Annotated in this window: 26 protein-coding genes; 21 read left to right on the top strand and 5 right to left on the bottom strand. The window is 67.9% G+C overall.

Annotation, left to right across the window (positions count from 1 at the left end; all coding sequences use genetic code 11):
- Positions 1-3 precede the first annotated feature (3 nt).
- The 8 genes from fdhF to ABE485_RS14630 all read left to right on the top strand — a co-directional run bounded on the left by fdhF (position 4) and on the right by ABE485_RS14630 (position 11,321).
- Positions 4-2,880 carry a formate dehydrogenase subunit alpha gene (gene fdhF, locus ABE485_RS14665; protein WP_346516011.1) on the top strand — a complete coding sequence of 959 codons (2,877 nt, stop codon included), beginning with the start codon at positions 4-6 and terminating at the stop codon, positions 2,878-2,880.
- 26 nt (positions 2,881-2,906) lie between these two features.
- The gene (gene fdhD, locus ABE485_RS14660) at positions 2,907-3,728 is read left to right on the top strand and encodes a formate dehydrogenase accessory sulfurtransferase FdhD (RefSeq protein WP_346516010.1); all 822 of its coding nucleotides are present in this window, start codon (positions 2,907-2,909) and stop codon (positions 3,726-3,728) included.
- Positions 3,729-3,747: 19 nt separating this feature from the next.
- A complete protein-coding gene (locus tag ABE485_RS14655; protein WP_346516009.1) occupies positions 3,748-4,005 on the top strand; it encodes a formate dehydrogenase subunit delta in 258 nt (85 codons plus the stop codon).
- Between the two features lie 126 nt (positions 4,006-4,131).
- A complete protein-coding gene (locus ABE485_RS14650; protein ID WP_346516008.1) occupies positions 4,132-5,799 on the top strand; it encodes an OFA family MFS transporter in 1,668 nt (555 codons plus the stop codon).
- 139 nt (positions 5,800-5,938) lie between these two features.
- The gene (locus ABE485_RS14645) at positions 5,939-7,057 is read left to right on the top strand and encodes a class I SAM-dependent methyltransferase (protein ID WP_346516007.1); all 1,119 of its coding nucleotides are present in this window, start codon (positions 5,939-5,941) and stop codon (positions 7,055-7,057) included.
- Between the two features lie 151 nt (positions 7,058-7,208).
- Positions 7,209-7,721, top strand: a complete 513-nt coding sequence (locus tag ABE485_RS14640; protein WP_346516006.1) for a sigma-70 family RNA polymerase sigma factor — start codon at positions 7,209-7,211, stop codon at positions 7,719-7,721.
- A complete protein-coding gene (locus ABE485_RS14635; RefSeq protein ID WP_346516005.1) occupies positions 7,718-8,701 on the top strand; it encodes a FecR domain-containing protein in 984 nt (327 codons plus the stop codon). Before ABE485_RS14640 ends, ABE485_RS14635 begins: the two co-directional genes overlap by 4 nt.
- Positions 8,702-8,837: 136 nt before the next feature.
- The gene (locus tag ABE485_RS14630; protein ID WP_346516004.1) at positions 8,838-11,321 is read left to right on the top strand and encodes a TonB-dependent siderophore receptor; all 2,484 of its coding nucleotides are present in this window, start codon (positions 8,838-8,840) and stop codon (positions 11,319-11,321) included.
- A gap of 88 nt (positions 11,322-11,409) precedes the next feature.
- On the opposite strand, the gene ABE485_RS14625 is transcribed toward ABE485_RS14630, so the two are convergent.
- Both ABE485_RS14625 and ABE485_RS14620 read right to left on the bottom strand, forming a co-directional pair.
- The gene (locus ABE485_RS14625) at positions 11,410-11,910 is read right to left on the bottom strand and encodes a hypothetical protein (protein ID WP_346516003.1); all 501 of its coding nucleotides are present in this window, start codon (positions 11,908-11,910) and stop codon (positions 11,410-11,412) included.
- A 161-nt stretch (positions 11,911-12,071) separates the two neighbouring features.
- Positions 12,072-12,659, bottom strand: coding sequence for a TetR/AcrR family transcriptional regulator (locus ABE485_RS14620; RefSeq protein ID WP_346516002.1), 588 nt, complete (start codon positions 12,657-12,659; stop codon positions 12,072-12,074).
- Between the two features lie 320 nt (positions 12,660-12,979).
- Between ABE485_RS14620 and ABE485_RS14615 the strand changes: the two genes are divergently transcribed.
- The gene (locus ABE485_RS14615; protein WP_346516001.1) at positions 12,980-14,686 is read left to right on the top strand and encodes an esterase/lipase family protein; all 1,707 of its coding nucleotides are present in this window, start codon (positions 12,980-12,982) and stop codon (positions 14,684-14,686) included.
- An 82-nt stretch (positions 14,687-14,768) separates the two neighbouring features.
- Here the strand turns inward: ABE485_RS14615 and ABE485_RS14610 are convergent, their stop codons facing one another.
- Genes ABE485_RS14610 through ABE485_RS14600 form a run of 3 tightly spaced genes read right to left on the bottom strand, consistent with a single transcriptional unit; the run spans position 14,769 to position 16,588 of the window.
- Positions 14,769-15,455, bottom strand: a complete 687-nt coding sequence (locus ABE485_RS14610) for a DUF1345 domain-containing protein (protein ID WP_346516000.1) — start codon at positions 15,453-15,455, stop codon at positions 14,769-14,771.
- Between the two features lie 33 nt (positions 15,456-15,488).
- The gene (locus ABE485_RS14605; RefSeq protein ID WP_346515999.1) at positions 15,489-16,013 is read right to left on the bottom strand and encodes a chromate transporter; all 525 of its coding nucleotides are present in this window, start codon (positions 16,011-16,013) and stop codon (positions 15,489-15,491) included.
- Positions 16,010-16,588 (bottom strand): chromate transporter, encoded by a 579-nt coding sequence (locus ABE485_RS14600; RefSeq protein WP_346515998.1) that lies wholly within the window; start codon positions 16,586-16,588, stop codon positions 16,010-16,012. Before ABE485_RS14600 ends, ABE485_RS14605 begins: the two co-directional genes overlap by 4 nt.
- A 136-nt stretch (positions 16,589-16,724) precedes the next feature.
- On the opposite strand from ABE485_RS14600, the gene ABE485_RS14595 reads away from it, so the two are divergent.
- The 12 genes from ABE485_RS14595 to ABE485_RS14540 all read left to right on the top strand — a co-directional run.
- Positions 16,725-17,648 (top strand): LysR substrate-binding domain-containing protein, encoded by a 924-nt coding sequence (locus ABE485_RS14595; protein WP_346515997.1) that lies wholly within the window; start codon positions 16,725-16,727, stop codon positions 17,646-17,648.
- A 58-nt stretch (positions 17,649-17,706) separates the two neighbouring features.
- On the top strand, positions 17,707-18,525 hold the full coding sequence (gene murI / locus ABE485_RS14590; RefSeq protein WP_346515996.1) for a glutamate racemase: 819 nt from the start codon (positions 17,707-17,709) through the stop codon (positions 18,523-18,525).
- A gap of 90 nt (positions 18,526-18,615) precedes the next feature.
- Entirely contained in the window at positions 18,616-19,041 is a 426-nt protein-coding gene (locus ABE485_RS14585) for a universal stress protein (RefSeq protein ID WP_346515995.1), read from the top strand.
- A gap of 15 nt (positions 19,042-19,056) precedes the next feature.
- The gene (locus tag ABE485_RS14580) at positions 19,057-19,485 is read left to right on the top strand and encodes a universal stress protein (RefSeq protein WP_346515994.1); all 429 of its coding nucleotides are present in this window, start codon (positions 19,057-19,059) and stop codon (positions 19,483-19,485) included.
- A gap of 46 nt (positions 19,486-19,531) precedes the next feature.
- Positions 19,532-20,848 (top strand): PQQ-dependent sugar dehydrogenase, encoded by a 1,317-nt coding sequence (locus ABE485_RS14575; protein ID WP_346515993.1) that lies wholly within the window; start codon positions 19,532-19,534, stop codon positions 20,846-20,848.
- A 72-nt stretch (positions 20,849-20,920) separates the two neighbouring features.
- Entirely contained in the window at positions 20,921-21,625 is a 705-nt protein-coding gene (locus ABE485_RS14570; RefSeq protein WP_346515992.1) for an SDR family oxidoreductase, read from the top strand.
- Between the two features lie 128 nt (positions 21,626-21,753).
- A complete protein-coding gene (locus ABE485_RS14565) occupies positions 21,754-23,304 on the top strand; it encodes a DUF1800 domain-containing protein (RefSeq protein WP_346515991.1) in 1,551 nt (516 codons plus the stop codon).
- Positions 23,301-24,749 (top strand): DUF1501 domain-containing protein, encoded by a 1,449-nt coding sequence (locus tag ABE485_RS14560; RefSeq protein ID WP_346515990.1) that lies wholly within the window; start codon positions 23,301-23,303, stop codon positions 24,747-24,749. The genes ABE485_RS14565 and ABE485_RS14560 overlap by 4 nt, the downstream gene beginning before the upstream one ends.
- 65 nt (positions 24,750-24,814) lie before the next feature.
- A complete protein-coding gene (locus ABE485_RS14555) occupies positions 24,815-25,279 on the top strand; it encodes a GNAT family N-acetyltransferase (RefSeq protein WP_346515989.1) in 465 nt (154 codons plus the stop codon).
- Positions 25,280-25,374: 95 nt separating this feature from the next.
- Entirely contained in the window at positions 25,375-25,743 is a 369-nt protein-coding gene (locus tag ABE485_RS14550) for a COG4315 family predicted lipoprotein (RefSeq protein ID WP_346515988.1), read from the top strand.
- 23 nt (positions 25,744-25,766) lie between these two features.
- On the top strand, positions 25,767-26,297 hold the full coding sequence (locus tag ABE485_RS14545; protein ID WP_346515987.1) for an RNA polymerase sigma factor: 531 nt from the start codon (positions 25,767-25,769) through the stop codon (positions 26,295-26,297).
- Positions 26,294-26,482: anti-sigma factor family protein (locus tag ABE485_RS14540; RefSeq protein WP_430795425.1), on the top strand; the 189-nt coding region annotated here is incomplete at its 3' end. The genes ABE485_RS14545 and ABE485_RS14540, both read left to right, overlap by 4 nt.

Below are 26,482 nucleotides of genomic sequence, written 5' to 3'. Positions count from 1 at the left end.
GCCATGCTAGAAACCGTCATCAAGCGCGACCGCGACATGGGCACGCCGGCGCGCGTGTCCGAAAAGACCGTCACCCTGACCATCGACGGCCAGGAAATCACCGTGCCCGAAGGCACCTCGCTGATGCGCGCCGCCGCGGACGCCGGCATCAACATTCCCAAGCTTTGCGCCACCGACAGCCTGGAACCGTTCGGCTCGTGCCGCCTGTGCCTGGTGCAGATCGAGGGCCGCCGCGGCTATCCCGCGTCCTGTACCACGCCCGCCGAGAACGGCATGGTCGTCTACACGGAAACGCCCAAGCTGCATGACCTGCGCCGCGGCGTGATGGAGCTGTACATCTCCGACCACCCGCTGGACTGCCTGACCTGCCCCGCCAACGGCGACTGCGAACTGCAGGACATGGCCGGCGTGGTGGGCCTGCGCAACGTGCGCTACGGCTACGACGGCGCCAACCACCTGAAGGCCGAAAAGGACGAGTCCAACCCGTACTTCACGTACGACGCGTCCAAGTGCATCGTCTGCAACCGCTGCGTGCGCGCCTGCGAGGAAACCCAGGGCACCTTCGCGCTGACGATCTCGGGCAAGGGCTTCGAGTCCCGCGTGTCGCCCGGGCAGGACCAGCCGTTCCTGGACAGCGAATGCGTGTCCTGCGGCGCCTGCGTGCAGGCCTGTCCCACCGCCACGCTGCAGGAAAAGACCGTCATCATGATGGGCCAGGCCGAACACTCGGTCGTGACCACCTGCGCGTACTGCGGCGTGGGCTGCGGCTTCAAGGCCGAAATGAAGGGCCAGGAAGTCGTGCGCATGGTGCCCTGGAAGGACGGCCAGGCCAACCGCGGCCATTCCTGCGTGAAGGGCCGGTTTGCCTGGGGCTACGCCACGCACAAGGAACGCGTGCTCAAGCCCATGATCCGCAAGCACATCACCGACTCCTGGAAGGAAGTGTCCTGGGACGAGGCGATCAACTACGCGGCCTCGGAATTTCGCCGCATCCAGGGCCAGTACGGCCGCGACGCGGTCGGCGGCATCACGTCCTCGCGCTGCACCAACGAAGAAACCTGGCTGGTGCAGAAGCTGGTGCGCGCCGCCTTCGGCACCAACAACGTCGACACCTGCGCGCGCGTCTGCCATTCGCCCACCGGCTACGGCCTGAAGCAGACGCTGGGCGAATCGGCCGGCACCCAGACGTTCGATTCGGTCATGCACACCGACGTGGTCATCGTGATGGGCGCCAACCCCAGCAGCGGCCACCCCGTGTTTGCTTCCCGCCTGAAGCGCCGGCTGCGCGAAGGCGCAAGGCTGATCGTCATCGATCCGCGCCGCATCGAACTGGTCAGCTCGCCCCACATCAAGGCCGACTACCACCTGCAGGTGCGTCCGGGCACCAATACCGCGCTGCTGTCGTCGCTGGCTCACGTGATCGCCACCGAGGGCCTGATCGCCGAGGACTTCGTCGCCGAACGCTGCGAGGAAAAGGCCTTCCGGGAATGGCGCGACTTCGTCTCGCTGCCCGAGAACTCGCCCGAGGCCATGGAAGAGATCACCGGCGTGCCGGCGCAGGCCGTGCGCGGCGCGGCGCGTCTCTTTGCCACCGGCGGCAACGGGTCCATCTATTACGGCCTGGGCGTGACCGAACACAGCCAGGGCTCGACCACGGTCATGGCCATCGCCAACCTGGCCATGGCCACGGGCAACATCGGCCGCGAAGGCGTGGGCGTGAATCCGCTGCGCGGCCAGAACAACGTGCAGGGCTCGTGCGACATGGGCTCGTTCCCGCATGAACTGCCGGGCTACCGCCATATCTCCGACAACGCCGTGCGCGCGCAATTCGAGAAGGACTGGGGCGTGACGCTGCAGCCCGAACCCGGCCTGCGCATCCCCAACATGTTCGAAGCCGCGCTGGGCGGGTCGTTCAAGGGCCTGTACTGCCAGGGCGAAGACATCGTGCAGTCCGATCCCAACACCCAGCACGTGGCGGCGTCCCTGGCCGCCATGGAATGCATCGTGGTGCAGGATCTGTTCCTGAACGAGACCGCCAAGTACGCCCACGTGTTCCTGCCCGGCTCGTCGTTCCTGGAAAAGGACGGCACCTTCACCAATGCCGAGCGCCGCATCTCGCGCGTGCGCAAGGTCATGGAGCCCAAGAACGGCAAGTCCGACTGGGAAGTGACGGTGGCCCTGTCCAATGCGCTGGGCTACCCCATGAACTACACGCACCCGCGCCAGGTCATGGAAGAAATCGCGCGGCTCACGCCCACGTTCGCCGGCGTCACGTACGAAAAGCTGGACAAGCTGGGCAGCCTGCAATGGCCGTGCAACGACGACGCGCCGGAAGGCACGCCCATCATGCACATCGACCAGTTCGTGCGCGGCAAGGGCAGGTTCATGATCACCAAGTACGTGCCCACCGACGAGCGCAGCACGCGCCGCTTCCCGCTGCTCTTGACGACGGGCCGCATCCTGTCGCAGTACAACGTGGGCGCGCAGACCCGGCGCACGCCCAACGTGATGTGGCACGGCGAAGACGTGCTGGAACTGCATCCGCAGGACGCCGAGGACCGCGGCGTGGCCGAAGGCGACTGGGTCGGCATCCAGAGCCGCAGCGGCGAGACCGTGCTGCGCGCCACCCTGACCGACCGGGTGCAGCCGGGCGTGGTATACACCACGTTCCACTTTCCCGAGTCCGGCGCCAACGTCGTCACCACCGACAGCTCCGACTGGGCGACCAACTGCCCCGAATACAAGGTCACGGCCGTGCAGGTCACGCGCGTGTCCCAGCCTTCGGAATGGCAGCGCCAGTGGTCGCGTTTTGCGGATATCCAGCAAAAGCTCCTGCGCGAACGCTCGCGCGAGAGCGAGGCGGCGCTGACCGGGAAGTAACCGACCGCCAGCACGCCAGGGATTCCATGCCTACGCCGACAACCGCCCGCCCCGACTGCACGCCGACCCAGGTCATCCGCGTGCGCGCGGGCGCCATCGCCCCCGACGCCGAACCCGACTACGTGGCCGAAGAAACGCCGGTGGCGCTGGAATACAACGGCATCAGCCACGCCACCATGCTGGCGACGCCGGCGGACCTGGAAGACTTCGCCGTGGGGTTCTCGCTGTCCGAGGGCATCGTCGGCAGCGTCGGCGACGTGCGCGGCATCGACGTGCTGCCGCAAAGCGGCGGCATCGTGGTCCAGCTGGAAATCTCGCCGGCCTGTGAAATGCGCCTGAAGACCCGGCGGCGGGCCATGGCCGGTCGCACCGGCTGCGGACTGTGCGGCGTGGAAACGCTGCCCGAGGTGCTGCGCCCGGTGGCGCCGATCACCAACGGGGCGCCGGTCCGCATCCAGGCCGTGCTGGCCGCCATGCGCGACATGCGCGCGCGCCAGGCGCTGCACGACATCACCGGCGCCACGCACGCCGCCGGCTGGGCCGGCGCGGACGGCGCCGTGGCCCTGGTCCGCGAAGACGTCGGCCGGCACAACGCATTGGACAAGCTGGTCGGCGCGCTGGCCCGCCAGGCCATGCATGCCGGCGACGGCATCGTGGTCGTGTCCAGCCGCGCCAGTTTCGAAATGGTGCAGAAGACGGCCGCCGCCGGCGTCGCGGTGCTGGCGGCCGTGTCGGCCCCGACCGCGCTGGCGATCCGGCTGGCCACCGACGCCAACGTGACCCTGCTGGGATTCCTGCGCGACGGCGACGCCGCCATCTACTCCCACCCCGAACGCATCATCACCTGAACCGGACACCCGACACGCAATGGAAATCGTCAACCTGATCCGCATGGCCAACCGCATCGGCCAGTTCTTCGACGCGATGCCGGACCGGCCCGAAGCGCTGGAAGGCGTGGCCAACCATATCCACAAGTTCTGGGAGCCGCGCATGCGCATCGAGCTGCTGGATTTCCTGGAACGCAGTCCGGACGGCGACGCCGGCGAGGAACAGCTGCATCCGCTGGTATTGCAGGCCGTGACGCAGCATCGCGAACGCCTGACGCCGCTTGCCCGCGTGGCCTAGCGCGTCCGGGCCGCCTCCTGGCGGCCCCAAGCAGTGGCAGGACAGCAACAGATCCCTAAAAGAGGCGGCGGGACCGGGTTTTTCCGGCCTACGCACGCTATAAAGCCGCACCCCTGAGGAGACATCATGGAAAGTAGCGCCACCCTGGACCTGCCCGGCTCGAGGCCGGGCTTTTTCGACAAAGAACGCACCATCGCCGGGCCGGGCTTCTCGCGCTGGCTCGTGCCGCCGGCCGCCCTGGCCATCCACCTGTGCATCGGCATGGCCTACGGCTTTTCGGTGTTCTGGCTGCCGCTGTCCAAGGTGGTGGGCGGCGCCAAGCCGCTGGCCTGCCCTCCCGACATGAGCCTCGTGGCCGAGCTCTTCACCACGAGCTGCGACTGGAAGATCTCGACCATGGGGTGGATGTACACCCTGTTCTTTGTCCTGCTGGGGTGTTCGGCCGCGCTCTGGGGCGGCTGGCTGGAACGCGCCGGCCCGCGCAAGGCGGGCGTCGTGTCGGCGCTGTGCTGGTGTGGCGGCCTGGTCATCTCGGCCATCGGCGTCTATCTGCACCAGATGTGGATGCTGTGGCTGGGGTCCGGCGTGATCGGCGGCATCGGGTTGGGACTGGGCTACATATCGCCTGTCAGCACGCTGATCAAGTGGTTCCCGGACCGCCGCGGCATGGCCACCGGCATGGCCATCATGGGCTTTGGCGGCGGCGCCATGATCGGCGCGCCGCTGGCCGACCTGCTGATGCGCCACTTCGCCACGCCGACGTCCCCGGGCGTCTGGCAGACCTTCCTGACCATGGCGCTGGTGTACTTCATCTTCATGATGTCCGGCGCGCTGGGCTACCGCGTGCCGCCCACCGGCTGGAAGCCCGCCGGCTGGACCGCGCCCGCCAAGCAGGCCAACAACGTCATGATCACCCAGCGCCACGTCCACGTGAAGCGCGTCTGGGGCGTGCCGCAGTTCTGGCTGGTCTGGTGGGCGCTGTGCCTGAACGTCACGGCGGGCATCGGCATCCTGGGCATGGCTTCGCCCCTGCTCCAGGAAGTGTTCGGCGGGGGCCTGATCAACAAGCCTGAACTGGGCTTCGGCCAGCTCGACAAGGAACAGCTCGCCGCCATCGCCGCCATCGCCGCCGGCTTCACCGGCCTGCTCAGCCTGTTCAACATCGGCGGCCGATTCTTCTGGGCCAGCCTGTCGGACAAGCTGGGCCGCAAGATGACGTATTTCGTCTTCTTCGTGCTGGGCTTCGTCCTGTACGCCGCCATCCCCTGGACCGCGCACATGGGCGCCCTGGCCCTGTTCGTGGCCGCCTTCTGCGTGATCCTGTCCATGTACGGCGGCGGCTTCGCCACCGTGCCCGCGTATCTGGCCGATCTGTTCGGCACCCAGATGGTCGGCGCCATCCACGGCCGCCTCCTCACCGCGTGGTCGGCGGCGGGCATCTTCGGCCCCGTCCTGGTGAACTACATCCGCGAGTACCAGTTGTCCATCGGCGTGCCGCGCGCGCAGGTGTACGACATCACCATGTACATCCTGGCCGGCATGCTGGTGGTGGGCTTCCTGTGCAACCTGGCCATCCGCCCGGTAAACGCCAAGTACTTCATGACCGACGAGGAACTGGCCCGCGAAAAGGCGCTGGCGCACGAACGGGCCGTGGCCGCCGAAACCCACGGCGTGGGTAAATCCAGCTTCCGCACGCCGCCGGCGCTGATCGCCTTCGCCTGGGCCTGCGTCGGCATTCCGCTGGCCTGGGGCATCTGGATCACCCTGCAGAAGGCCGTGGTCCTGTTCCACTGACCCGCGACGGCGCGGCGCCGGGCGCGCCGCGCGCCGGCCCCAGGGCGCGAAGCTGCTACATTGGCAGCCCGCGCCCTTTCTTTTTATGTGCCTCTCCCATGATCCTGCCCCTTCCCCTCCTCCCCGCCGGAGCGACGTCTTGACCGCCCCCGAACTGCACTGGGAAGAAGACGGCGTTCCCCGCTCGGCCCGCTGGCGCTCGGAAACCGGCGCGACGCCGCCCAAGCGCGTCATTGTCGCGGACGACACCATCACCGCCGACATGGCCTACCGCCACGCCTGCGAAGGCGTGGGCCTGCTGTGGCGCGGCGACTTCCAGAACGCGCGCCAGCTGCTGCAGGCCATCACCCGGCGCGTCGACAAACGCCCGCGCAAGCCCGTCGAAACCATGCTGGACGCGTTCAACCAGCACCGCCAGATCCAGTCGCAACGCGCCCGCATCCTGGGCATGCTGCTGATCCCCTTCGACGCCGGCCACGGCATCCCGCTGCGCCGCGCCCCCGATGCGCACCAGGCCTGCGAAGCCGCGCACGGCCCGGCCAACGAGCCTTACGTCGCATCCCTGCGCGAACTGCTGGGCCTGATCGGCAGCTACGAATGGCGCAAGAAGGGCGTGGAAATCCCGGCCCTGAACAACCGCATCCACCCGCACTACGGCGTGTTCTCGCCCGTGCGCGGCGAATACGTCGACCTGGTGGCCAATACGCCCATGCCGCGCGGCAGCGTGGCCTTTGACATCGGCACGGGCACCGGCGTCCTCGCCGCAGTGATCGCCCGGCGCGGCGGCAAGCGCGTCATCGCCACCGACATGGATCCGCGCGCGCTCGCCTGCGCACGCGAGAACCTGGAGCGGCTGGGACTGTCGGGGCAGGTCGACGTCGAGGACAAGGACCTGTTTCCCGAAGGCCGCGTGTCGCTGATCGTCTGCAACCCGCCCTGGCTGCCGGCCCGGCCCAGTTCGCCGCTTGAGCATGCGGTGTACGACCCGGACAGCAAGATGCTCAAAGGATTCTTGAACGGGCTGAAGGACCACCTGACGCCGAACGGCGAGGGCTGGCTGATCCTGTCGGACCTGGCCGAGCACCTGGGATTGCGCACGCGGGAACAGTTGCTCGACCTGATCGAAGCGGCCGGGCTGCGGGTCATCGACAAGCTCGACACGCGCCCCGTGCATGGCAAGGCGAAGGATGAGAACGATCCCTTGCACGCGGCGCGCGCCAAAGAGGTGACGTCGTTGTGGAGATTGGCGGCGGTTTGATTTGAACCGGCGATGCCAGGGGCCGTCCGCACCGGCCTTGGCGTCGCTACGCGGCTCCCGCCTGCAGGGAAACGGGCCGCCATTGGGCATCGCGGGAATGATCATCTACAATTAGCAATCATTCCTATTAGCGTTTGAACTGTAGGCCCACGTGCACCCTGTCAACTTTGCGTCCTCCGCCGAATTCGCCAGCCTGTACCGAGAGCATCACGGCTGGCTCGTTCAGATGCTGCGCCGCCGCCTCAGCGGCAATACCGAGAACGCCGCCGACCTGGCGCACGACACCTTCGAGCGGGTCATGCGCAGCGAGTCGCGCGCGGCGTTCGCGGAACCGCGCGGCTTCCTCACCACGGTCGCCAAGCGTCTGCTGATCGACCAGTCGCGCCGCCGGGCCATCGAGCAAGCCTATCTGGAGACGCTGGCCGCGCGCAGCGAAGACGTCGCGCCCAGCCCCGAAACGCACGCGCTGGTGGTGGAAGCGCTGGACGCCGTGTGCCGCATGATGGAACAGCTGCCGGCCCGCGTGCGGCGGGTCTTCGTGCTGGCACAGGTGGAGGGCCAGCCTTATCTGGAGATATCGCGCCACCTCGGCATCTCGGTGGCGGCCGTGCAGCGCGACATGATCAAGGCGTGGCAGCACTGCTACGCCGTGCTGTACGCATGAGCGCCGCCCACGCCGATCGGGTGCATCCCGACATCGTCAAGCAGGCGGCGCAATGGATGATGCGGGCCGGGGATGCGCCCGATGCGGCCACCGAAGCCGCCTGTACGCAATGGCGCCAGGCCGACACGCGCCATGAACTTGCCTGGCAGCGCCTGCAGGGAATCAGCCAGGACCTGAAGGCCGCCACCGGCGGCACCGCGTCCGGCGCCACGGCGGGACAGACCATATTGCGCTATTGCGACCAGCGTTCGCGGCGCGGCGCGATCAAATGGATGGCCGGCGGAATCGGGCTGGGCGCGCTGGGCTGGATGGGCGCGCGCGAAGGCTTGTGGGACGGCAGCACGGTCTACCGCACGGCCACTGGCGAACAGCGGGTCGTGAACCTGCCGGACGGCACGGTCCTGACCATGAACACCGATTCAGCCGTGGCGATGCGCTTCGACGCACGCCAGCGGCGCATCGACCTGCGCAGCGGCGAAATCCTGATCGCCACGGCCGCCGATTCCGCCGGGCGGCCTTTCGGCGTGAAGACCCCGAATGGCCTCCTGACGCCGCTTGGCACCCGCTTTGCCGTGCGGCAGATGGACGACAGCCGCGGCGCCACCCACGTCGCCGTGTTCGAGGGCGCCGTGCAGGTGGAGCCGGCCGCGCGCGCGCTGGCGACGCGGGTGGTGCATGCCGGCGAACAGGCGGAGTTCGACGGCCGCACCCTGTCGGCCGCGACGCCGGTGCAAGCGCAAGGCCCGGCCTGGACCGAGGGCATGCTAGTCGCGAACCGCATGCGGCTGGACCGGTTCCTGGCCGAGCTGGGCCGCTACCGCGCCGGAATCCTGCGCTGCGATGCCGAGGTGGCCGGCCGGGAGGTCACCGGGGCCTTCCGCATCGACGACACCGACAAGGCGCTGGAGGTGCTTGCCGGCGTGCTGGACCTGACGCTGCGGTATCGCACGCGCTACTGGGTCACCGTCGGCCGCGCCTGAAGGCGATTCGGGCCCGCATTCCGGGAAATTTGTAACAACGCCGCAGATTATCAATTCTGGTTCGTAAGACACATAGAGACAGGCCTCGAGGCGCCCGAGGCCTGGCATTTCTATCGACGAACCAGGAAATCCAGTCATGGCACCACGCCAGCCCTCATTCCCTTCCGCCTTGCCCCCGACCCCGTGGATGCGACCCGCGCGCCTGCGCCTCGCCGTTTATCTTGCCCTGGCCGCGCTGGTGCCGCTGGCCGCGCCGGCCGCGTCGTGGGCGCAGGCCGCCCCTGCCGGGGACATCGCGTTCGCCATCGCGCCGTCTACGCTGGACGCGGCGCTGGGCCAGTTCGGCGTGGCGGCCAAGGTCACCGTGGCCGCCTCGCCGGAACTCACGCGCGGCGTGATGACGCAGGGGCTGACCGGCCGCTACACGGCCGAGCAAGGGCTGGCGCAACTGCTGGCAGGCACCGGGTTGCAGGCGGTCGCCAATGGCAACGGCGAGGGCTACCGCCTGCGCCGCGCTCCGCAAGACGCGCCGGGCGTGTCGACGCTCGCGCCGGTTACGGTGCTGGGCCAGACCGACAGCGCCGTGACCGAAGGGTCGGGCAGCTATACCAGCCGGTTCGTGACCATCGGCAAGGGCCTGCAGACCCTGAAGGAAATCCCGCAGTCCGTCACGGTGGTGACGCGCCAGCGCATGGACGACCAGAACGCCAACACCCTGGACGAGGTGCTGGCCAACACCACCGGCATGACGCTCTACAAGAGCCCGATGGGCGGCAGCTACGTGTACTCGCGGGGCTTTCGCGTCGACAGCTACCAGTTCGACGGCGTCAACCGGGCGTTCTATTACCCCCAGGCCAACAGCTTCACCAGCAACACCGTGATCCTGGACCGCGTCGAGATCATCCGCGGCGCCACCGGCTTGATGCAGGGCGCCGGTTCGCCCAGCGCGGCGGTCAACCTGGTGCGCAAGCGCCCGCTGGCCGAGAGCCAGGTGCAGATGCTGGCGAGCGGCGGCTCGTGGAACAACTATCGGGCCGACATCGACGCCACCGGACCCCTGAACGAATCGGGCACGCTGCGCGCGCGCGGCGTGGCCAGCTATAACGACCGCGACTATTTTTACGACGGCGCAGACAGCCGCACGGGCGTGCTGTACGGCGTGCTGAGCTACGATCTGGGGCCCTCCACCACGCTGACCGGCGGCGTCAGCTATGAAGAACTGCGGTCCACGCCGTTCTTCCACGGCCTGCCCCACTATTCCAATGGCGACGACATCGGACTGAAGCGGTCGACGTCGCTGGGACAGGACTGGAACCGCTGGAACGGCAAGCAGACCAGCGTGTTCGCCGAACTGGCCCATCGCTTCAACAAGGACTGGTCGCTGCGGCTGACCGGCACGTCCACGCAGGAGTCCAATAATTCGAAGTACGCCTTCACGGAAGGCGCGGTGAATCCGTCGACGGGACTCGGACCCATGCTATACGCGGGCCTGTTCGACATGTCCACGCACAACAAGGCGCTGAACCTGGACGTGGACGGCGCCTTCGAGGCGCTGGGCCGCAAGCATTCGGTGAGCTTCGGCGCCAGCATCAATGAACTGACCAGCAAGAACGACTTTGCGCTGAATCGCCTGAACCGCGCCGTGAACGTGTGGAATCCGGATCATCATGTGCCGGAGCCTTCCGACGACTGGATGCGCGAGAACGCCTACCGCAGCGCGGCGACCGTCGTGAAAATGAAGCAGACCGGCGTTTACGGCGTCGGCCGCTTCAGCCTGGCCGACCCGCTTACGCTGGTGGCCGGCGCGCGCGTCAGCTGGTATGAAAACACCAGCCGCTACCGCGACAGTGGCGAGCAGTATTCCGACCCCTACAAGGACAACGGCGTCGTCACGCCCTATGGCGGCCTGATCTACGCGTTCAACCCGCAATGGTCCGGCTACGTCAGCTACGCGCAGATCTTCGAGCCGCAGAACTCGCTGGACGCGTCCGGCAAGGTGCTGGATCCGATCGTGGGCAAGAACTACGAACTGGGCATCAAGGGGGAACTGCTGGACGGCCGCGTCAACACGTCCGTGGCGCTGTTCCGCGTGGACCAGAAGAACCGGGCGCAGCAGGACCTGGTCGGCAACTGCGCCGTCGGCGACATCTGCTATCTGGCGAGCGGCAAGGTGCGCAGCCAGGGCCTGGACGCCGAGATCAGCGGCGAAGTGGCCAAGGGCTGGCAGCTGTTCGCGGGTTACACGTTCAACACGCTGAAGTTCCTGGACGACACGGAAGTGTCGACCACCAACTTCGGCCGCACCGTCACGCCCAAGCACATCCTGCGCCTGTGGTCAGACTATCGCCTGCCCGGCGACTTGTCCGCATGGACGCTGGGCGCGGGCGTGAACTACCAGACCGGCAGCTATACGGACACGCGCGGCGTCAGGGTGTCGCAAGGGTCGTACGCGGTGTGGAATGCGCGCGTCGGCTACCAGTTCAACAAGCACTGGTCGGCCGCCCTGAACGTGAACAACATCTTCGACAAGACCTACTACCAGACCATCGGCGCGCCGGGCTGGGGCAGCTTCTACGGCGATCCCCGCAACGCAACCCTGACCGTGCGCGGCACGTTCTGAGGCCAGGCTGGACGGGCACGCGCCGCACCCCATGGCGCGGCGCCCGTATCGCCGGCGCGCGCCGGCATTCCGGCGCCCCGGCAAGGCGTCACAGGCGCGCGCCCCGGCGCTGCATGCGCAACCACAGCCCCTGCAGCACCGCCCCCACGACAAAGACGGCAAGCCACGCCGCCAGCGCGCCGCGCACCACCGGCGATTGCGGGCCTTCGGCCAGGGGATGCGCCGCGGGCAGGCGCGTCAGGGTCTCGTTGATCCCCGGCACCCACAGCAGAAAGAAACTGAACGAGAAGCCCAACTGCGAAAGATAGGGGTGCACGCGCGCCAGCGGGCGCAGCCTCGATGCGAGCAGCGCTCCCGCGATCGCCAGCAACGCCATGATGCCGAGCGCATGGCCGGCATTGAAGCCGCCGCTGCTGGACAATCCGAACGAGGTGAACACGGCCAGCAGCAGCCCGCCGAGATAGACCTTGCCGGCGCGCGTGGCGGGGTCGATGCGGCGGTAGCGCACGAAGCTGTACACGCCTGCGGCGGCGGGGATCAGGCTGATGAGGGTGTGGGCGGCCCCCAGGGTGGAAATTGGATGCGGCATGGAGATGGCTCCTTGAGTTTCGGCTTGCGCCGTCGTGCCGGCGGCGGTTGCCGGCGATCGGGTGGATGCGGGCTTTCTGGCCCTGCGAAAAGACAAAACCAACTAGTTGGTCGGTAATCGGCATGTAAAAAACGCGAACCGGGGTCCGCGTCGTCGAACGGTCAGGCCGGGACGGCCAATTGCCGGATTGCCGCCCGCGCAATCGAAGCAAACGCCTTGGGATCATTGAAAGCGCGAGCGGTCAGCATGGCGCCGTGCACGGTGGACATGAAGGACTGCGCCTCGACCTGCGCGCTGTCGCGCAGATGGAACTGCCCCTGGGCCGCGCCCTTCTTGAGCACCGCGGCGATCCACGCGGTCAGGTCATGGAAATAGGCGCGCACTTCGGCGGCGACCTCCTGCGGGATCATGGGCGCTTCCGCCGCCAGCATCGCGCAGATGCACATGGACGAGGTGCCTTCGCGGATGCACTTGGCCCAGTAGTCGGTGTAGGCGGTCAGTCGCGCCAGCGGATCTTCGACGTGTTGATCGAGCGCCGCCAGGCCCTCGCGCGACTGCTCGCGATGCCGCACGACGACGGTGAGCACCAGGTCGGCCTTGGTGGGGAAATGATGGTGGATGCTGGGCTTGCCGATGCGCACGCGCTCGGACACGTCGGCGTAGCTGAATCCGTGATAGCCGCCTTCGGCGAGCAGGAGCCTGGTCTGCTCGACGATTTCGTTGGCGCGGGGGGAGAGTTCCAGTGTCATGGGAAAAGCCGATTTGATCAGTGCAGGCGCGTCCAGGGCGTTCGCGCGGGAACCCCGCTTGCGCGCCTTTTAGTCATCCGCATGGGAAGCCAATCTACTAGTTGGTCGGTTTCATGTCAAGGGCGGTCAGGATCGCGGCCATGGACCAGGTCACCGCTCTGGCACGCACATACCCACTATTAGGTATTTCAGCCACGGAACCTTTTTTGGAACATTAGCGGACGTTTCGATCACCCGCGCGACGCGCGCCCGGCGGACCGAAGACGTGGCTCGCCAGCGGGATTGCGGCCATTCCAACAGTTGCCCCCAAGGAGCGATTCGTGCCCAACAAAACGACGACGCAGCCTGAAGACCGCCGCTACCCCATCATCTACGTGCGAGGCTTTGCGTTCTCTGCCGCCGAGCGCGACGATACGGCCGCAGATCCCTACTGCGGATTCAATGTCGGCTCCACGGTGTATCGGGCCAGCTCCGACAAGGAGCGGCCAAGGACGTACATATTCGAATCCCCGATAGTCCGGCTGGCCAACGAACACGGCTACAACGTGATCTACGAGGACGGCCTGAGCGTCATGGATCCTGCGTTCACCGCCGGGGAAGAAGGCGCCGCGCATATCGAGGCCGGCATACCGCTGAACTCCATCATCATTCACCGCTTTTACGATTCACGGTCCAAGCTGCTGGGCGACGGCAAGGCGGGCTCCATAGACGAGTACGCGAAGGAACTGGGCGCATTGATCGCCACGATACGGCGCCTTGTCCGGCCACGCGCGCTTGCGCGCAACCCCGGCTACCGCGACAAGGACTTCCGATGCTATCTGGTCGCGCATTCCATGGGCGGCCTGGTCGTGCGCGCCTTGCTGCAGAACGCCGCCAACGAAGTCACCCATATCGACTTTGGCGGGAAGCGAGAGAAGGCGGATCCGGTGCGCGGATGCGTCGCCAAGGTCTTTACCTACGCCACGCCGCACAACGGCATCGACTTCGCCGGCGTGAACGTGCCTGGCTTTCTGGGCGACGTCAGCAAATTCAACCGCGACGTCATGCGCGAGTATCTGGACACGGTGCCCGTCAGCGGCAACGTCAATTATCTGCCGCCTGACATCCAGCCCCCGCCCTCTCACTGGTTCACGATGGTGGGCACCAACCGCCTCGACTACGAAGTCCTGTTCGGCGCATCGCGAACCTTCGTGGGCCGGGGCAGCGACGGGCTGGTTCGGATCGACAACGCCACGCTGTGGTACCGCGACCAGCCTGGCAAAACGGGGAAAGACATGCCCGTCGCCTGCGCCTATGCGTACCGGGCGCATTCCGGCTCGTTTGGCATCGTCAACTCGGTGGATGCCTACCAAAACCTCAGCCGCTTCCTGTTCGGCAATTTCAGGGTGGACCTCTGGCTCGACATCGAGTCAGCGACGTTGCCCGAGGATGTATTGAAGCAGGAGGTCGAGCACAACCGGCGCGTCGATGCCGTCTACCAGATCGAACTGGTCGCTTCGCTACGGGGAAAGCCCTGGGCGCTCAGCCGCCGCAAGGCTGAAGAGGACTCGCCCGCCTGCCGCACGTACCAGGAGATCCGCAGCGGCAATTGCAAGCCGGTCCATCTTTCCACGGTCTTCCTGATGAACGCCGGCCGCGTCAACCCGAAACGGCCGGGCCTGTCCTATGCGGTGACGCTCGGTGTGAAAGCCCCCGACTACGAGGTGGAGCGTGCGCTCTGGAAGGACGGCCACTACGAAGGCGTATCGCTCTTTCGCGACTCGCTGATAGTCACCATTTACGACCCTGGCGCGCACGCCGAGCTTATCGGGGAAGCGACCGACGACTGGCTCGTGCGTTACCACTGGCTGCAGCGAAAGGGCGGCTTGGATGCCAATGGCGAACCGATCGAAGAAGCGTGCCGGTTTTCCCCGGCTTCGCTGGCGGCGCCGGTGACAGTGCGGGTTCCGCTGTATCAGGATGGGATGAGCGCCGCCACGGGCCGCATCGAGGCGACGCTGCGGATGGAGGCAAGGGCGTGGAACTGAACGCGCGTTCACCGAGACATCGACCATCGCAGTCCGCCTGACCCAGCCCCGGATAGTGAGTCGACACGGCCAGGCCGTTCTTCTACGCCCTGCCCGCCGCCACGTTCACGCTGATCGCAATGATGAACACGTTGAAGAAGAATGCGATGACGCCATGCGTCATCGCCATGCGCCGCAACCGTCGGTTGACGATCTGCACGTCCGACACCTGGAACGTCATGCCCAGCACCAGCGAGAAATACGCGAAGTCCCAGTAGTCGGGCTCGTCCGTTCCCGGGAAATCCAGGCCTTTATGCATGGCATTGCGGTGCCCGTAATAGCCATGCGCGTAGTGCAAGGCGAAGATCATGTTCATGTACAGCCACGACAGCACGATGGTCGCGGCGGCCGCGAGCATGTCGATAACGGCGCCGGCGCTGCTCTGGGCGCGCAATTCCACCCAGAGGGCAACAAGAATCATGCAGGACAGCGCGACACTGCTCCAGAGCACGCCCGTGCGGCCGACGTCCTGCTGGCGCGCATGCACGCGCATGGAGGCGGGGCTGGTCTGTCCGAATACGCGGGCGGTGAGCACCAGAAACACCAGCGCGCCGGCGTCAAATCCCAGCAGCAGCGCCAGGCTGGGCGACAGGCCCAGCGCGTACAGGCCGCCGCTTACCGCCAGCAACAAGGCGGCGCTTCCCATCAGGCGCCGATGCGCATGGAAGAACGGCAGACGATCTGCGGATGGCGGGCCGGGTTCGGCGTGGTCATCCTTGAGCGGCAGCATGGCGGACTCCTACCGGCGGCAAGAGTCCCTACGCTAACCGATACCGAGCAAACCGGCCAGCGCGCCGCCAAACAGCAGCCACAGCGGATGGATGCGGGTGGCGCTGCCCAGCAGGGCGACGATGGCCGTGATGGCGCCCAGCAGCCAGGAGTGGACCGAGGCCTCGGTGATGAGCGAGGCGCTGGCCGCGACCAGTCCGACCGTCATGGGAAAGATGCCGGCCTGGATGACGCCGCGCCAGGGGCGGTCCTTGAAGCGTTCCCACAGGCCGAGCGCGAGGACGGTGATGAGGGACGACGGCCCGAACTTGGCGATGGTGGTGGCCAGCATGCCGGCCCAGCCGGCCACGTGCCAGCCGACCAGGGTGACGACCATCAGGTTGGGACCCGGGGCGGCCTGGCCCAGGGCGAAAAGCGCGGAGAAGTCGGCTGCGGTCATCCAGCCGTGGACGTCGACCACCTGGCGCTGCATCTCGGGCAGGATGGTGTTGCCGCCGCCGAAGGCCAGCACCGACAGTTCCGAGAAGATCAGGACGAGGGCAACCAGGGTATGGATCATCGGCGTTGCCTCCAGACCATCAGGATGCTCAGCGGCGTCAGGACCGCCATGGTCGGCAGCAGCGGGATGCGCAGCACGGCGATGGCGATGAAGCAGGCGGTGGCCACGACGCCGGCCAGCCAGTCGCGGCGCCTGATGACTGGCATGCCGACCTTCACCGCCATCGAGATCAGCAGCCCCGCCGCGGCGGCGGCCAGGCCGGCGAACAGGTGCTGGATGTGGGGATCGTTCTGGAAGCGGTCATAGACCATGCCCAGCATGACGACGATGATCGACGGCGCCAGGATCAGCCCCATCAGCGCAGAGAAAGCGCCGCGTGGCCCGCGGAATTTCATGCCCAGCGCGACGGACAGGTTGATGATGTTGCCGCCCGGCAGGAACTGGCACAGGCCCAGCAATTCGGTGAATTCCGCGCCGCTCAGCCAGCGGTGCTTTTCGACGACCATGCGGCGCGCCAGGGGCAAGGCGCCGCCGAAGGCGGTGAGGCCAAGCATGAGAAAGCCATGGAACAACTGGCCGCAAGTGGGGGGAGGCCGTAAGCCGGCCTCTTCGGTGGAAAGTGCTGCGTTCATCATTTTTATTGCCGGCGCGCGGCCGGCGGCGGGAGCTGGCACGGAACCGCGCCAAAGGTGGATTAACGAGATTGCAGCCTACTCTTCGCGGTAGATAATGTCTAATATATGACTGGTTCAATATTCATATCTGCAGCATATGGCGTCCGTTGACTTGCGGCTTTTGCGTTATTTCCTGGCCGTGGCCGAAGAATCCCACCTGACCAAGGCCGCGGCCCGGCTGGGCATCCGCCAGCCGCCGCTCAGCCAGCAGATCCGCGTGCTGGAACAGGAGCTGGGCGTCACCCTGTTCCACCGCCTGCCGCGCGGCATGGAACTCACCGAAAGCGGCCGCGCGCTGCTGGACGATGCCCGCAACATCATCGCGATGGTGGATCAGGCGGTGGACGGCGTGCGCCGCGTGTCGATGGGCGAGGCCGGCCGGCTGACCGTCGGCTTCACGGGATCCGCCGCGTTCCATCCGTTCGTGCCGTCGGTCATCCGGCGCTTCCGGGAAAGCGCGCCGCAGGTGCGCCTGGTGCTGGAAGAAAGCAGCACCGGCGAACTGCGCGAGGCAGTGGCCGAGGGGCGCGTGGATGTGGCCTTCATCCGTGGCGCCCACGGCGGCGACCGCGGCGTGATCGTGGAGACCGTGCTCGAGGAAGCCATGCTGGCGGCCTTTCCCGCCGACCATCCCGCCGTGAAGGGCCGTGCGCGCAAGCGCATCGCGCTGTCGGAGCTGGCCGACGAATCGCTCATCCTGTATCGCCGCCACAGCGGGCCGGGGCTGTACGACGCCATCATCGCGGCCTGCAGCGCCGAGGGCTTCAGCCCCCGCGTCGAACAGGAGGCGCCGCGCATGCTGTCCACGCTGAGTCTGGTCGCCGCGGGGCTGGGCGTGTCCCTGGTGCCGGCGTCGCTGCGCCGCGTGAACATCGAAGGGGTGGTCTACGTCAGCGTGACGCACCCGGCGCAATTTCGCGCGCCGCTGAACCTGATCTGGCGCGACGCCCCCCTGTCGGGCGCCACCCGCAAGCTGATCGACGAGGCGCGACGGCAGCGACAGGCATTCCAGGCGGCCTGATCCGTTTCCGCCCGGCGCTACACTTGCCGCCAGGCGCAATCCCCATTTTTCACCCGCGATGCTTCCCGAATCTCCCATCGGCGTGTACGACTCCGGCGTCGGCGGCCTGAGCGTGCTGCGCGCAATCCGCGACGCCCTGCCCCACGAACCGCTGCTCTACGTGGCCGACTCCGCCCACGTGCCCTACGGGGAAAAGTCCCAGGACTTCGTCGAGCGGCGCGCCTGCGCGATCGCCGACTATTTCGTGTCGCGCCAGGCCCGCGCGATGGTGGTGGCCTGCAATACGGCCACGGCCGCCGCGATCGCCCTGCTGCGCCGGCGCCACCCCGGCCTGGTCATCATCGGGGTGGAGCCCGCCATCAAGCCCGCCGCGCACCTGACGCACTCGGGCGTGGTCGGCGTCTTCGCCACCACGGGCACGCTGGCCAGCCCCAAGTTCGCCGCGCTGGTGCAGCGCGAGGCGCCGGAAGTGCGCATTCTGCTGCGGCCCTGCCCGCAGTGGGTGCGGCTGGTGGAGCAAGGCGTGCTGGCCGGCCCCGAGGCCGAGGCCGCGGTCCATGCTCCGGTGAAAGAGTTGCGCCAGGCGGGCGCCGACGTGCTGGTGCTGGGCTGCACGCACTTCCCGTTCCTGCGCGACCTGATCCAGGCCGCCGCCGGCCCCGGAGTGCCCCTGCTGGAAACCGGCGCCCCCGTGGCGCGCTGGCTGCGCCATCAACTGCAGGAGCGCGGCCTGCTGCGCAGCCAGGGCGCGGGCGCCCTGCGGCTGGAAACCACCGGCGCGGCGGATTCGCTGGCGGCGCTGGCCAGCCGCCTGCTGGGGCAGCCGCTGGACGCGGGCACGGTGCCGGAACAATGGCGCGGATCGGCCCCGGCTTGATCGCGCGCATCCGCCTGCAAGACGTTTGGGCGAATAATTGGGATACATTGGAATGCCCCGCCGCCAGCGGCCCGCACAAAGGAGACGACCATGAAACGCATCCTGATTCCCGTCGACGGCTCCGAGACCGCGCTCAACGCGGTCAAGGCGCTCCTTGAAGCCCGCCGCTACGATCCCATCGAGCGCGTGGATCTGCTGACAGTGCAGATGCCCCTGCAGGCAGGCACGTTCGGACGAGGCCTGTCGCAGGCCGAGATCGACGCCTACCACGCCGATGAAGGCCAGGCCGCCGTGCAGGCGGCCAGCGCCCTGCTGACCGACGCGGGCGTGCCGTTCGAGACCCACATCGAAACGGGCGCCGCCGCCGAGACCATTGCGCGCGTGGCGGACGAAACCGGCGCCAACGAGATCTTCATGGGCACGCGCGGCCTGGGCTCGGTGTCCGCCCTGTTCATGGGTTCAGTCGCCACCGGCGTCCTGTCCCTGACCGAACTGCCTGTCACGCTGGTCAAGTAAGGCCAAGGAGCTTCCATGCTGAACATCCTCGTCCCCGTCGACGGCTCCGAGAACGCCGACCGCGCCGTCGTGCATGCCCGCCGCCTGGCCCAGGGCGCCGAATCCGCCCGCATCCACCTGATCAACGTGCAGACGCCGCCGCGCGGCCGCGCCGGCCTGTCGAAGATGATCACCCAGGAAATGATCAACGACTTCTACGCCCGCGAAGGCCGGGAAGCCAGCGAAGAGGCGCGCAAGCAGCTGGACGCGGCCGGCGTCGACTACGTCAGCCATGTCGTCTTCGGGCATGCGGCAACCGAAATCGCCGGCTACGCGCAGGATCATGGCTGCACCCGCATCGTCATGGGCACGCGCGGCAACGGCACGCTGGCCAACATCTTCATTGGCTCCGTGGCCAATCAGGTGGTGCAGCTGGCGCAGGTCCCGGTGACGCTGGTGAAGTAGCCCGGCCTGAGTATGATGGGATCTCCAGACCTGCTGGAGTCGCATCATGCGCACCCTGCGTATCGCGCTGGCCGCCGGCCTCGTGCTGGCGGCGCTCAGCGCCTGTGGCGAAGTCGCCAAGCTGCCGGTCGAAGCCGGCATGGGGCCCAACCCCCAACTGCCGCCGCCCAACACCACCCTCGTTCCCACCCTGAACACGGCCAAGGCCGTGGGCTGGCCGCCGGGCGCGCATCCGGTGGCCGCCAGCGGCCTGGCGGTGACCGAATACGCCAGCGGACTGGATCACCCGCGCTGGCTCTATGTGCTGCCCAACGGCGACGTGCTGGTGGCCGAGACCAATGCGCCGCCCAAGCCCGACAGCGCGGGGGGCGGCATCAAGGCCTGGGCGGCCGGCATGGCGATGAAGCGGGCCGGCGCCAAGACCGTCAGCGCCAACCGCATCACCCTGCTGCGCGACGCCGACCATGACGGCGTGGCCGAAACGCGCACCTCGCTGCTGGAAGGGCTGAATTCCCCCTTCGGCATGGCGCTCGTCGGCAACCAGCTCTACGTCGCCAACGCCGATGCGGTGGTGCGCTTTCCGTATGACGCCGGCCAGACGACGATCACCGCGCCCGCCACCAAGGTGACCGACCTGCCCGCCGGCCTCAACCACCACTGGACCAAGAACCTGATCGCCAACGCGGACGGGTCCAAGCTGTATGTCTCCGTCGGCTCCAACAGCAACATCGGCGAGAACGGCATGGACATCGAGGAAGGCCGCGCCGCCATCTGGGAGGTGGACGTCGCCAGCGGCGATAAACGGCTGTACGCCACGGGGCTGCGCAACCCGGTCGGCATGGCCTGGGCGCCCGGCGGCAGGACACTGTGGACGGCCGTGAACGAACGCGACGAACTGGGCAGCGACCTGGTGCCCGACTACATGACGTCGGTGCGCGATGGCGGCTTCTATGGCTGGCCCTACAGCTACTTCGGCCAGCATGTCGACACGCGGGTGCAGCCCCAGCGGCCGGAACTGGTGGCAAGCGCCATCGTGCCCGACTACGCGCTGGGCCCGCATACGGCATCGCTGGGCCTGGCGTGGTCGGGCGGCGCGAAGCTGCCCCATCCCTACGTCCACGGCATGTTCGTCGGCCAGCACGGGTCCTGGAACCGCGATCCGCGCAGCGGCTACAAGGTGATTTTCGTGCCGTTTGACCAGGACAAGCCTGCGGGCCCGGCGCACGACGTGCTGACCGGGTTCCTGGACGAACAGGGCCAGGCGCGGGGACGGCCGGTAGGCGTGGCCATCGACGGACAGGGCGGCCTGCTGGTGGCCGACGACGTGGGCAACGCGGTCTGGCGCGTCAGCGCGGCGCCGTAGCGTCGGCCAGCCTTGGGAGGAGCGCGCCCCGCCCCTACAATGGCCGCTCCCGAATTCAAGACTGGAGCGAACATGAGCACGGAGAAAGTGGCGGTCCTGACCGCGGCAGGCAGCGGCATGGGCGCGGCGGCGGCACGCAAGCTGGCGGCGGATGGATACCGCGTCGCGATATTGTCGTCGTCGGGCAAGGGCGAGGCCCTGGCACAGGAACTGGGCGGCCTGGGCGTCACCGGCTCGAACCGGTCGCCCGAGGACCTGTCCCGCCTGGTCGACGCCACGCTGCAGAAATGGGGCCGAGTCGATGCGGTGGTCAACAGCGCCGGCCACGGCCCCAAGGGCCCGCTGCTGGAACTCAGCGACGACGACTGGCACCTGGGCATGGAGTTCTACCTGCTGAACGTGGTGCGCATCACGCGCCTGGTCGCCCCCGTCATGAAGCAGCAGCAGTCCGGCGCCATCGTCAACATCTCCACCTACGCCACCTTCGAACCCGAAGCGCTGTTTCCGACGTCGGGCGTGTTCCGCGCCGGGCTGGCCGCCTTCACCAAGGTATTCACGGACGAATACGCCCAGCACAACGTGCGGATGAACAACGTGCTGCCGGGCTTCATCGACAGCCTGCCTGAAAAAGAGGACCGCCGCGCGCGCATTCCGATGGGCCGCTATGGCACGTCGCAGGAAGTGGCCGACCTGATCGCGTTCCTGGCGTCCGATGCGTCGTCCTACATCACCGGCCAGAACATCCGCATCGACGGTGGCATCACGCGCTCCGTGTAAGGCCGCGCGGGGGCATCCGCCCCCGCGAACTCATGCATTTGGCCTAGTCCCTCATCCGAATGACGGTATTGAAGCCCGCGCCGGGCTTTTAGTACCGTAGGTTGTCGCATTCGACGAGGTGCCTGCGCATGTCCGCTACGCCGTCAGCGGCTGCGCAGCAGTCCGCATCCCCCACCCCGGGCCAGGCCTCGCGCTTTCTGGCGCAGGCCACGTTCGGCCCCACGCCGGCGGATATCGAGGCCGTGACGCGCGTGGGCTATGCGGCCTGGCTGGACGCCCAATTGGCCATGCCGCCGTCCCAGACGCACTTCGACTGGCTGCTGCAGAAGCAGAAGAACACCGAGGCGTTCAAGGGCAACGGCATCAATGCGCCCCTGGAATCCACGCTGTGGCGCAAGTTCATCAGCGCGCCCGACCAGGTGCGCACGCGGGTGGCGTTTTCGCTGTCGGAGATCTTCGTGGTCGGGGTGTCGTCCATCACGGCGTCCTGGCCGCTGTTCGGCGCGGCCGGCTTCATGGACCTGCTGGCCGAGCACGCGCTGGGCAACTACCAGGACCTGCTGACCGCCGTGACGCGCAACCTGTCCATGGGCTGCATGCTGACCTATCGCGGCAACCGCAAGGAAGATCCCAAGACAGGCCGCCATCCCGACGAGAACTACGCCCGCGAGGTCATGCAGCTGTTCAGCATCGGCCTGCTGGAACTGGAGCAGGACGGCACGGTGCGGATGGTCAAGGGTGCGCCGGTGGAGACCTACACCAATGCGGACGTGCAGGGCCTGGCCAAGGTGTTCACGGGCTGGGACATCAACGGCCCGGAGACCGACGTCGAATTCCACCGGCGTCCCATGGCGCTGAACAACGCGCTGCATTCGATGTCGGAGAAGCGCTTCCTGGGTGCGGTCATTCCGCCGGGCACCGACGGCAACCTGTCGCTCAAGCGCGCCATGGAGGTCATCAGCGCGCATCCCAACGTGGGGCCGTTCATCGGCATGCAGCTCATCCAGCGCATGGTCACCAGCAACCCCAGTCCCGCCTATGTCGGCCGCGTGACGGCGGCATTCAACGACGACGGCAAGGGACGGCGCGGCAACTTGAAGGCGGTCGTGCGGGCCATCCTGCTGGATCCCGAGGCGCGCCAGCCGGACCTGGACTCGCCCTGGTGGGGCAAGGTGCGCGAACCCATCCTGCGGTTTTCAGGCTGGGCGCGGGCCTTTGGCGCCGATTCCACCAACGGAGAATGGGCCATGCCGGACACCACCGACAACACGATCCGGCTGGCGCAGAGTCCGATGCGGTCGGCGACCGTGTTCAACTTCTTTCGGCCGCGCTACGTGCCCCCGGTGACCGAGCTGGCGCGCCGGCACCTCGTGGCCCCCGAGCTGCAGATCACGGATGAGACCAGCATCGCGGGCTACCTGAACTTCCTGGCGATCTACGCGGACCGCGGCTGGGAAGACCTGCAGACTTCCTATGCGCCCGAAATCGCGCTGGCCAGGGATCCGGAAGCGCTGGTGGCGCGCGTGGCGCTGCTGCTGGCAGGCGACGCCTTCAGCCAGCGGACCTCGGCCTCCATCGCCAAGGCGATCGCCACCCTGCCGCCCGACCGGCCGCGCGACCGGGTGCGCGCCGCCATCATGCTGGTGGCGGCCACCCCCGAGTATCTGGTGCAGAAATGAGCCGCCATGACGTCGACCGCCACAGTATCGACCGCCGCACCTTCCTGCTGCGCGCCTGCGCGCTGGGCGCGACCGGAGGCGCCGCGCCGCTGGCGCTGAACCTGGCCGCGATCGGCGCGGCCGCGGCGCAGTCGGCCCCGCCGACCTACAAGGCGCTGGTCTGCGTCTTCCTGTACGGCGGCAACGATCCCTACAACACGCTGGTTCCGTACGATCCGTCTTCGTACCGGGCCTACGCTGCCGCCCGCAACGACATCGCCCTGCCCCGCGACGCGCTGCGCGCCACTGCCCTGCGCGGCAAGGCGGATGCGCAGGGCGGGATGCAGTTCGCCCTGGCGCCCGCGCTGGCGCCGCTGGCCCCGCTGTACGAACGCGGCGACATGGCGGCGCTGGTGAACGTGGGGCCGCTGGTCGTTCCCACGACCAAGGCGCAGTACATCGGCGCGCGCGTGCCGCTGCCGCCCAAGCTGTTCTCGCACAACGACCAGCAGTCGTTCTGGCAGGCGCTGGCCCCGGAAGGCGCCTCCTCGGGCTGGGCCGGGCGGCTGACGGACCTGTTCGCGGGCGCCAACGCGCAGCGCACCTTCACGGGCATCACGGCCGGCGGCAGTACTGTGCTGCTGGCGGGCCGCAAGGTGGCCGGCTACCGCGTGGGCATCAACGGATCCACGCAGATCGACCTGCTGCATCGCGACATGTACGGGTCCAGCGCCTGCACCGCCCTGCTGCGCGAGCTGATCACCGAGCCGCGCGAGCATCTGATGGAGCGCGAGATGTCGCGCATTGCCGCCCAGTCCATCTCGGCCGACAAGCGCCTGCGCGCCGCGTTGGCCGACGTGGCGGTTGCCGGGGATTTCTCGTCGCCGCTGGCGCAGCAGCTACGGATCGTGGCGCGCATCATCGGCGCGCGCACGGCGTTGGGCGCGCGCCGCCAGGTGTTCTTCGTGTCGCAGAACGGCTATGACAACCACACCGGCCTGAACGACACCCACCCCGCGCTGCTGCGGGAGCTGGGCCAGGCGCTGGCGGCGTTCCAGCAGGCGCTGGCCGAAATGGGCGTGGCGGACCAGGTCACCACGTTCACGGCGTCCGAGTTCGGGCGCACGCTGGGGTCCAACGGCAACGGCTCGGATCACGGCTGGGGCTCGCACCATTTCGTGCTGGGCGGCGCAGTCAACGGCGGCCGCTGCTATGGCGCCCATCCCGAGATTGCGCTGAACGGCCCGGGCTTCGTCGACAATGGCCGCCTGCTGCCCACCACGGCGGTGGACCAGCTGGGCGCGTCGCTGGGAGCCTGGTTCGGGGCCAGCCAGGACGACCTGCGGACGGTGTTTCCGAACCTCAGGCATTTCGACGCGGAACCATTGGGAATCCTTGCCCGCGAGCCCGCCGACGCCCCCGGCCGGGCGGACGCCGCTGGCGCTGGCGGCGCAACCGCTCTATAACGTCATGCATCGGGCCCGCGACGCGGGCCCCGCAGCGCATCCCCCACTTTCTCCGCCACCGCAACATGAGCCTCACACCCGATCTGGCGTTGCAGTCCGCCACCGAAGAAGACCTGCCGTTCCTGCTGTCCCTGCGCAAGTCCACCATGACCGAGCATCTGCGGCGCGCCGGCGCGCCGCTGGACGACGATCACCACCTGGCGCGCATCCACTACCGCTTTGACGACGCGCAGATCGTCTGGCTGGACGGCAGGCCGGCCGGGCTGTTCAAGCATTACCGCGACGCGGCCGGCTGGCGCATCGTCCAGATCCAGATCGACCCCGCCTTTCAGGGCCAGGGGCTGGGCCGGCGTCTGCTGGCCGGCGTGCTGGACCAGGCTGACGCGGAGGGCGCGCCGGTCACGTTGAATGTGCTCAAGGGCAATCCCGCCCGGCGGCTGTACGAGGCGCTGGGCTTCACCCCCGTCAAGGAGACCGAGCTGGAGCATGAAATGCGTTACGAACCCGGCGCTGTCCGGCCGGCCGGCTGATCCTCTGCGTTTTTTTTCGGCGCCGCGGGAATAATGCGGCGCCGGCCAGCGTCCGTAGAGGGCAGTCCCCCACTTTCCCACCTACGAGGCACACCATGCGCAAACACACCGCCGCGGCCCTGGCATTCGCCTGCGCCGCCCTGTTATCGGCCGGCGCCCACGCCCAGGCCGTCAAGACCCAGGACGGCATCCTGGTCAATAGCGCCGGCATGACGTTGTACACCTTCGACAAGGACTCCGCGGGCAAGAGCGTCTGCGTCGACCAGTGCGCCAAGGCGTGGCCCCCCGCCATGGCCACCGCTGATGCCAAGCCCATGGGCGACCTGACGGTCATCACCCGCGACGACGGCAGCAAGCAATGGGCCTTCAAGGGCAAGCCCCTGTACCTGTTCACCAAGGACACCAAGCCGGGCGACAAGACCGGCGACAACTTCAAGGAAATCTGGCACGTCGTCAAGCCCTGATACGGCAGGTTCCCGTCCAGACCATGCGCGCCGAAGACGAAGCCCTGATCCTGGCCTGCATCCCCAGCCTGCGGCGCTACGCCCGCGGGCTGACGGGCGACCCGCACCGGGCCGACGACCTGGTCCAGGACACGCTGGAGCGCGCCTGGAGCCGCTACTCGCGCTGGCAGCGGCGCGGCGAGCTGCGCGCCTGGATGTTCGGCATCATGCATAACCATTTCATCGACGGCGTGCGCGCGGCCAGCCGGCAGACCGACCACACCGCGCCGGGCGACCTGCCCGACGCGCCCGTGCGCGCCACCCAGACCGACCAGCTGGAAGTGCGCGACCTGGACCGCTGCCTGCAGGCCTTGCCGGCCGAACAACGCGAGGTCCTGCTGCTGATATGCGTGGAAGACCTGTCCTACCAGGAGACCGCCCGGATCCTGGCGGTGCCCATCGGCACCGTCATGTCGCGCCTGTCGCGCGCCCGCGAAAAGCTCGGCGCGCTGATGCAGGGCCGCGACACGGCCAGGCGGCTGCGGCCGGTTCCCTCCCCGCGTGAAATGCCATGAAAGACAAATACCTTCATCCGGTTCCCAACGCCGGGACGCCCATCACCGAGGCCGATCTGCACGGCTACTCCGACGGCCAGCTGCCGGCCGCGCGCCACGCGGAGGTCGCGGCCTTTCTGGCCGCCCACCCCCAGGACCAGACCCGCGTGGACGACTGGAAGGAGCAGCGGCGCGCCCTGCACGCC

The sequence above is a fragment of the Achromobacter spanius genome (genome assembly GCF_039673305.1).
GTDB lineage: Bacteria > Pseudomonadota > Gammaproteobacteria > Burkholderiales > Burkholderiaceae_B > Achromobacter > Achromobacter spanius_F.
Note: the sequence above shows the minus strand (reverse complement) of the source record. Positions and strands in the feature narration are given on the sequence as shown.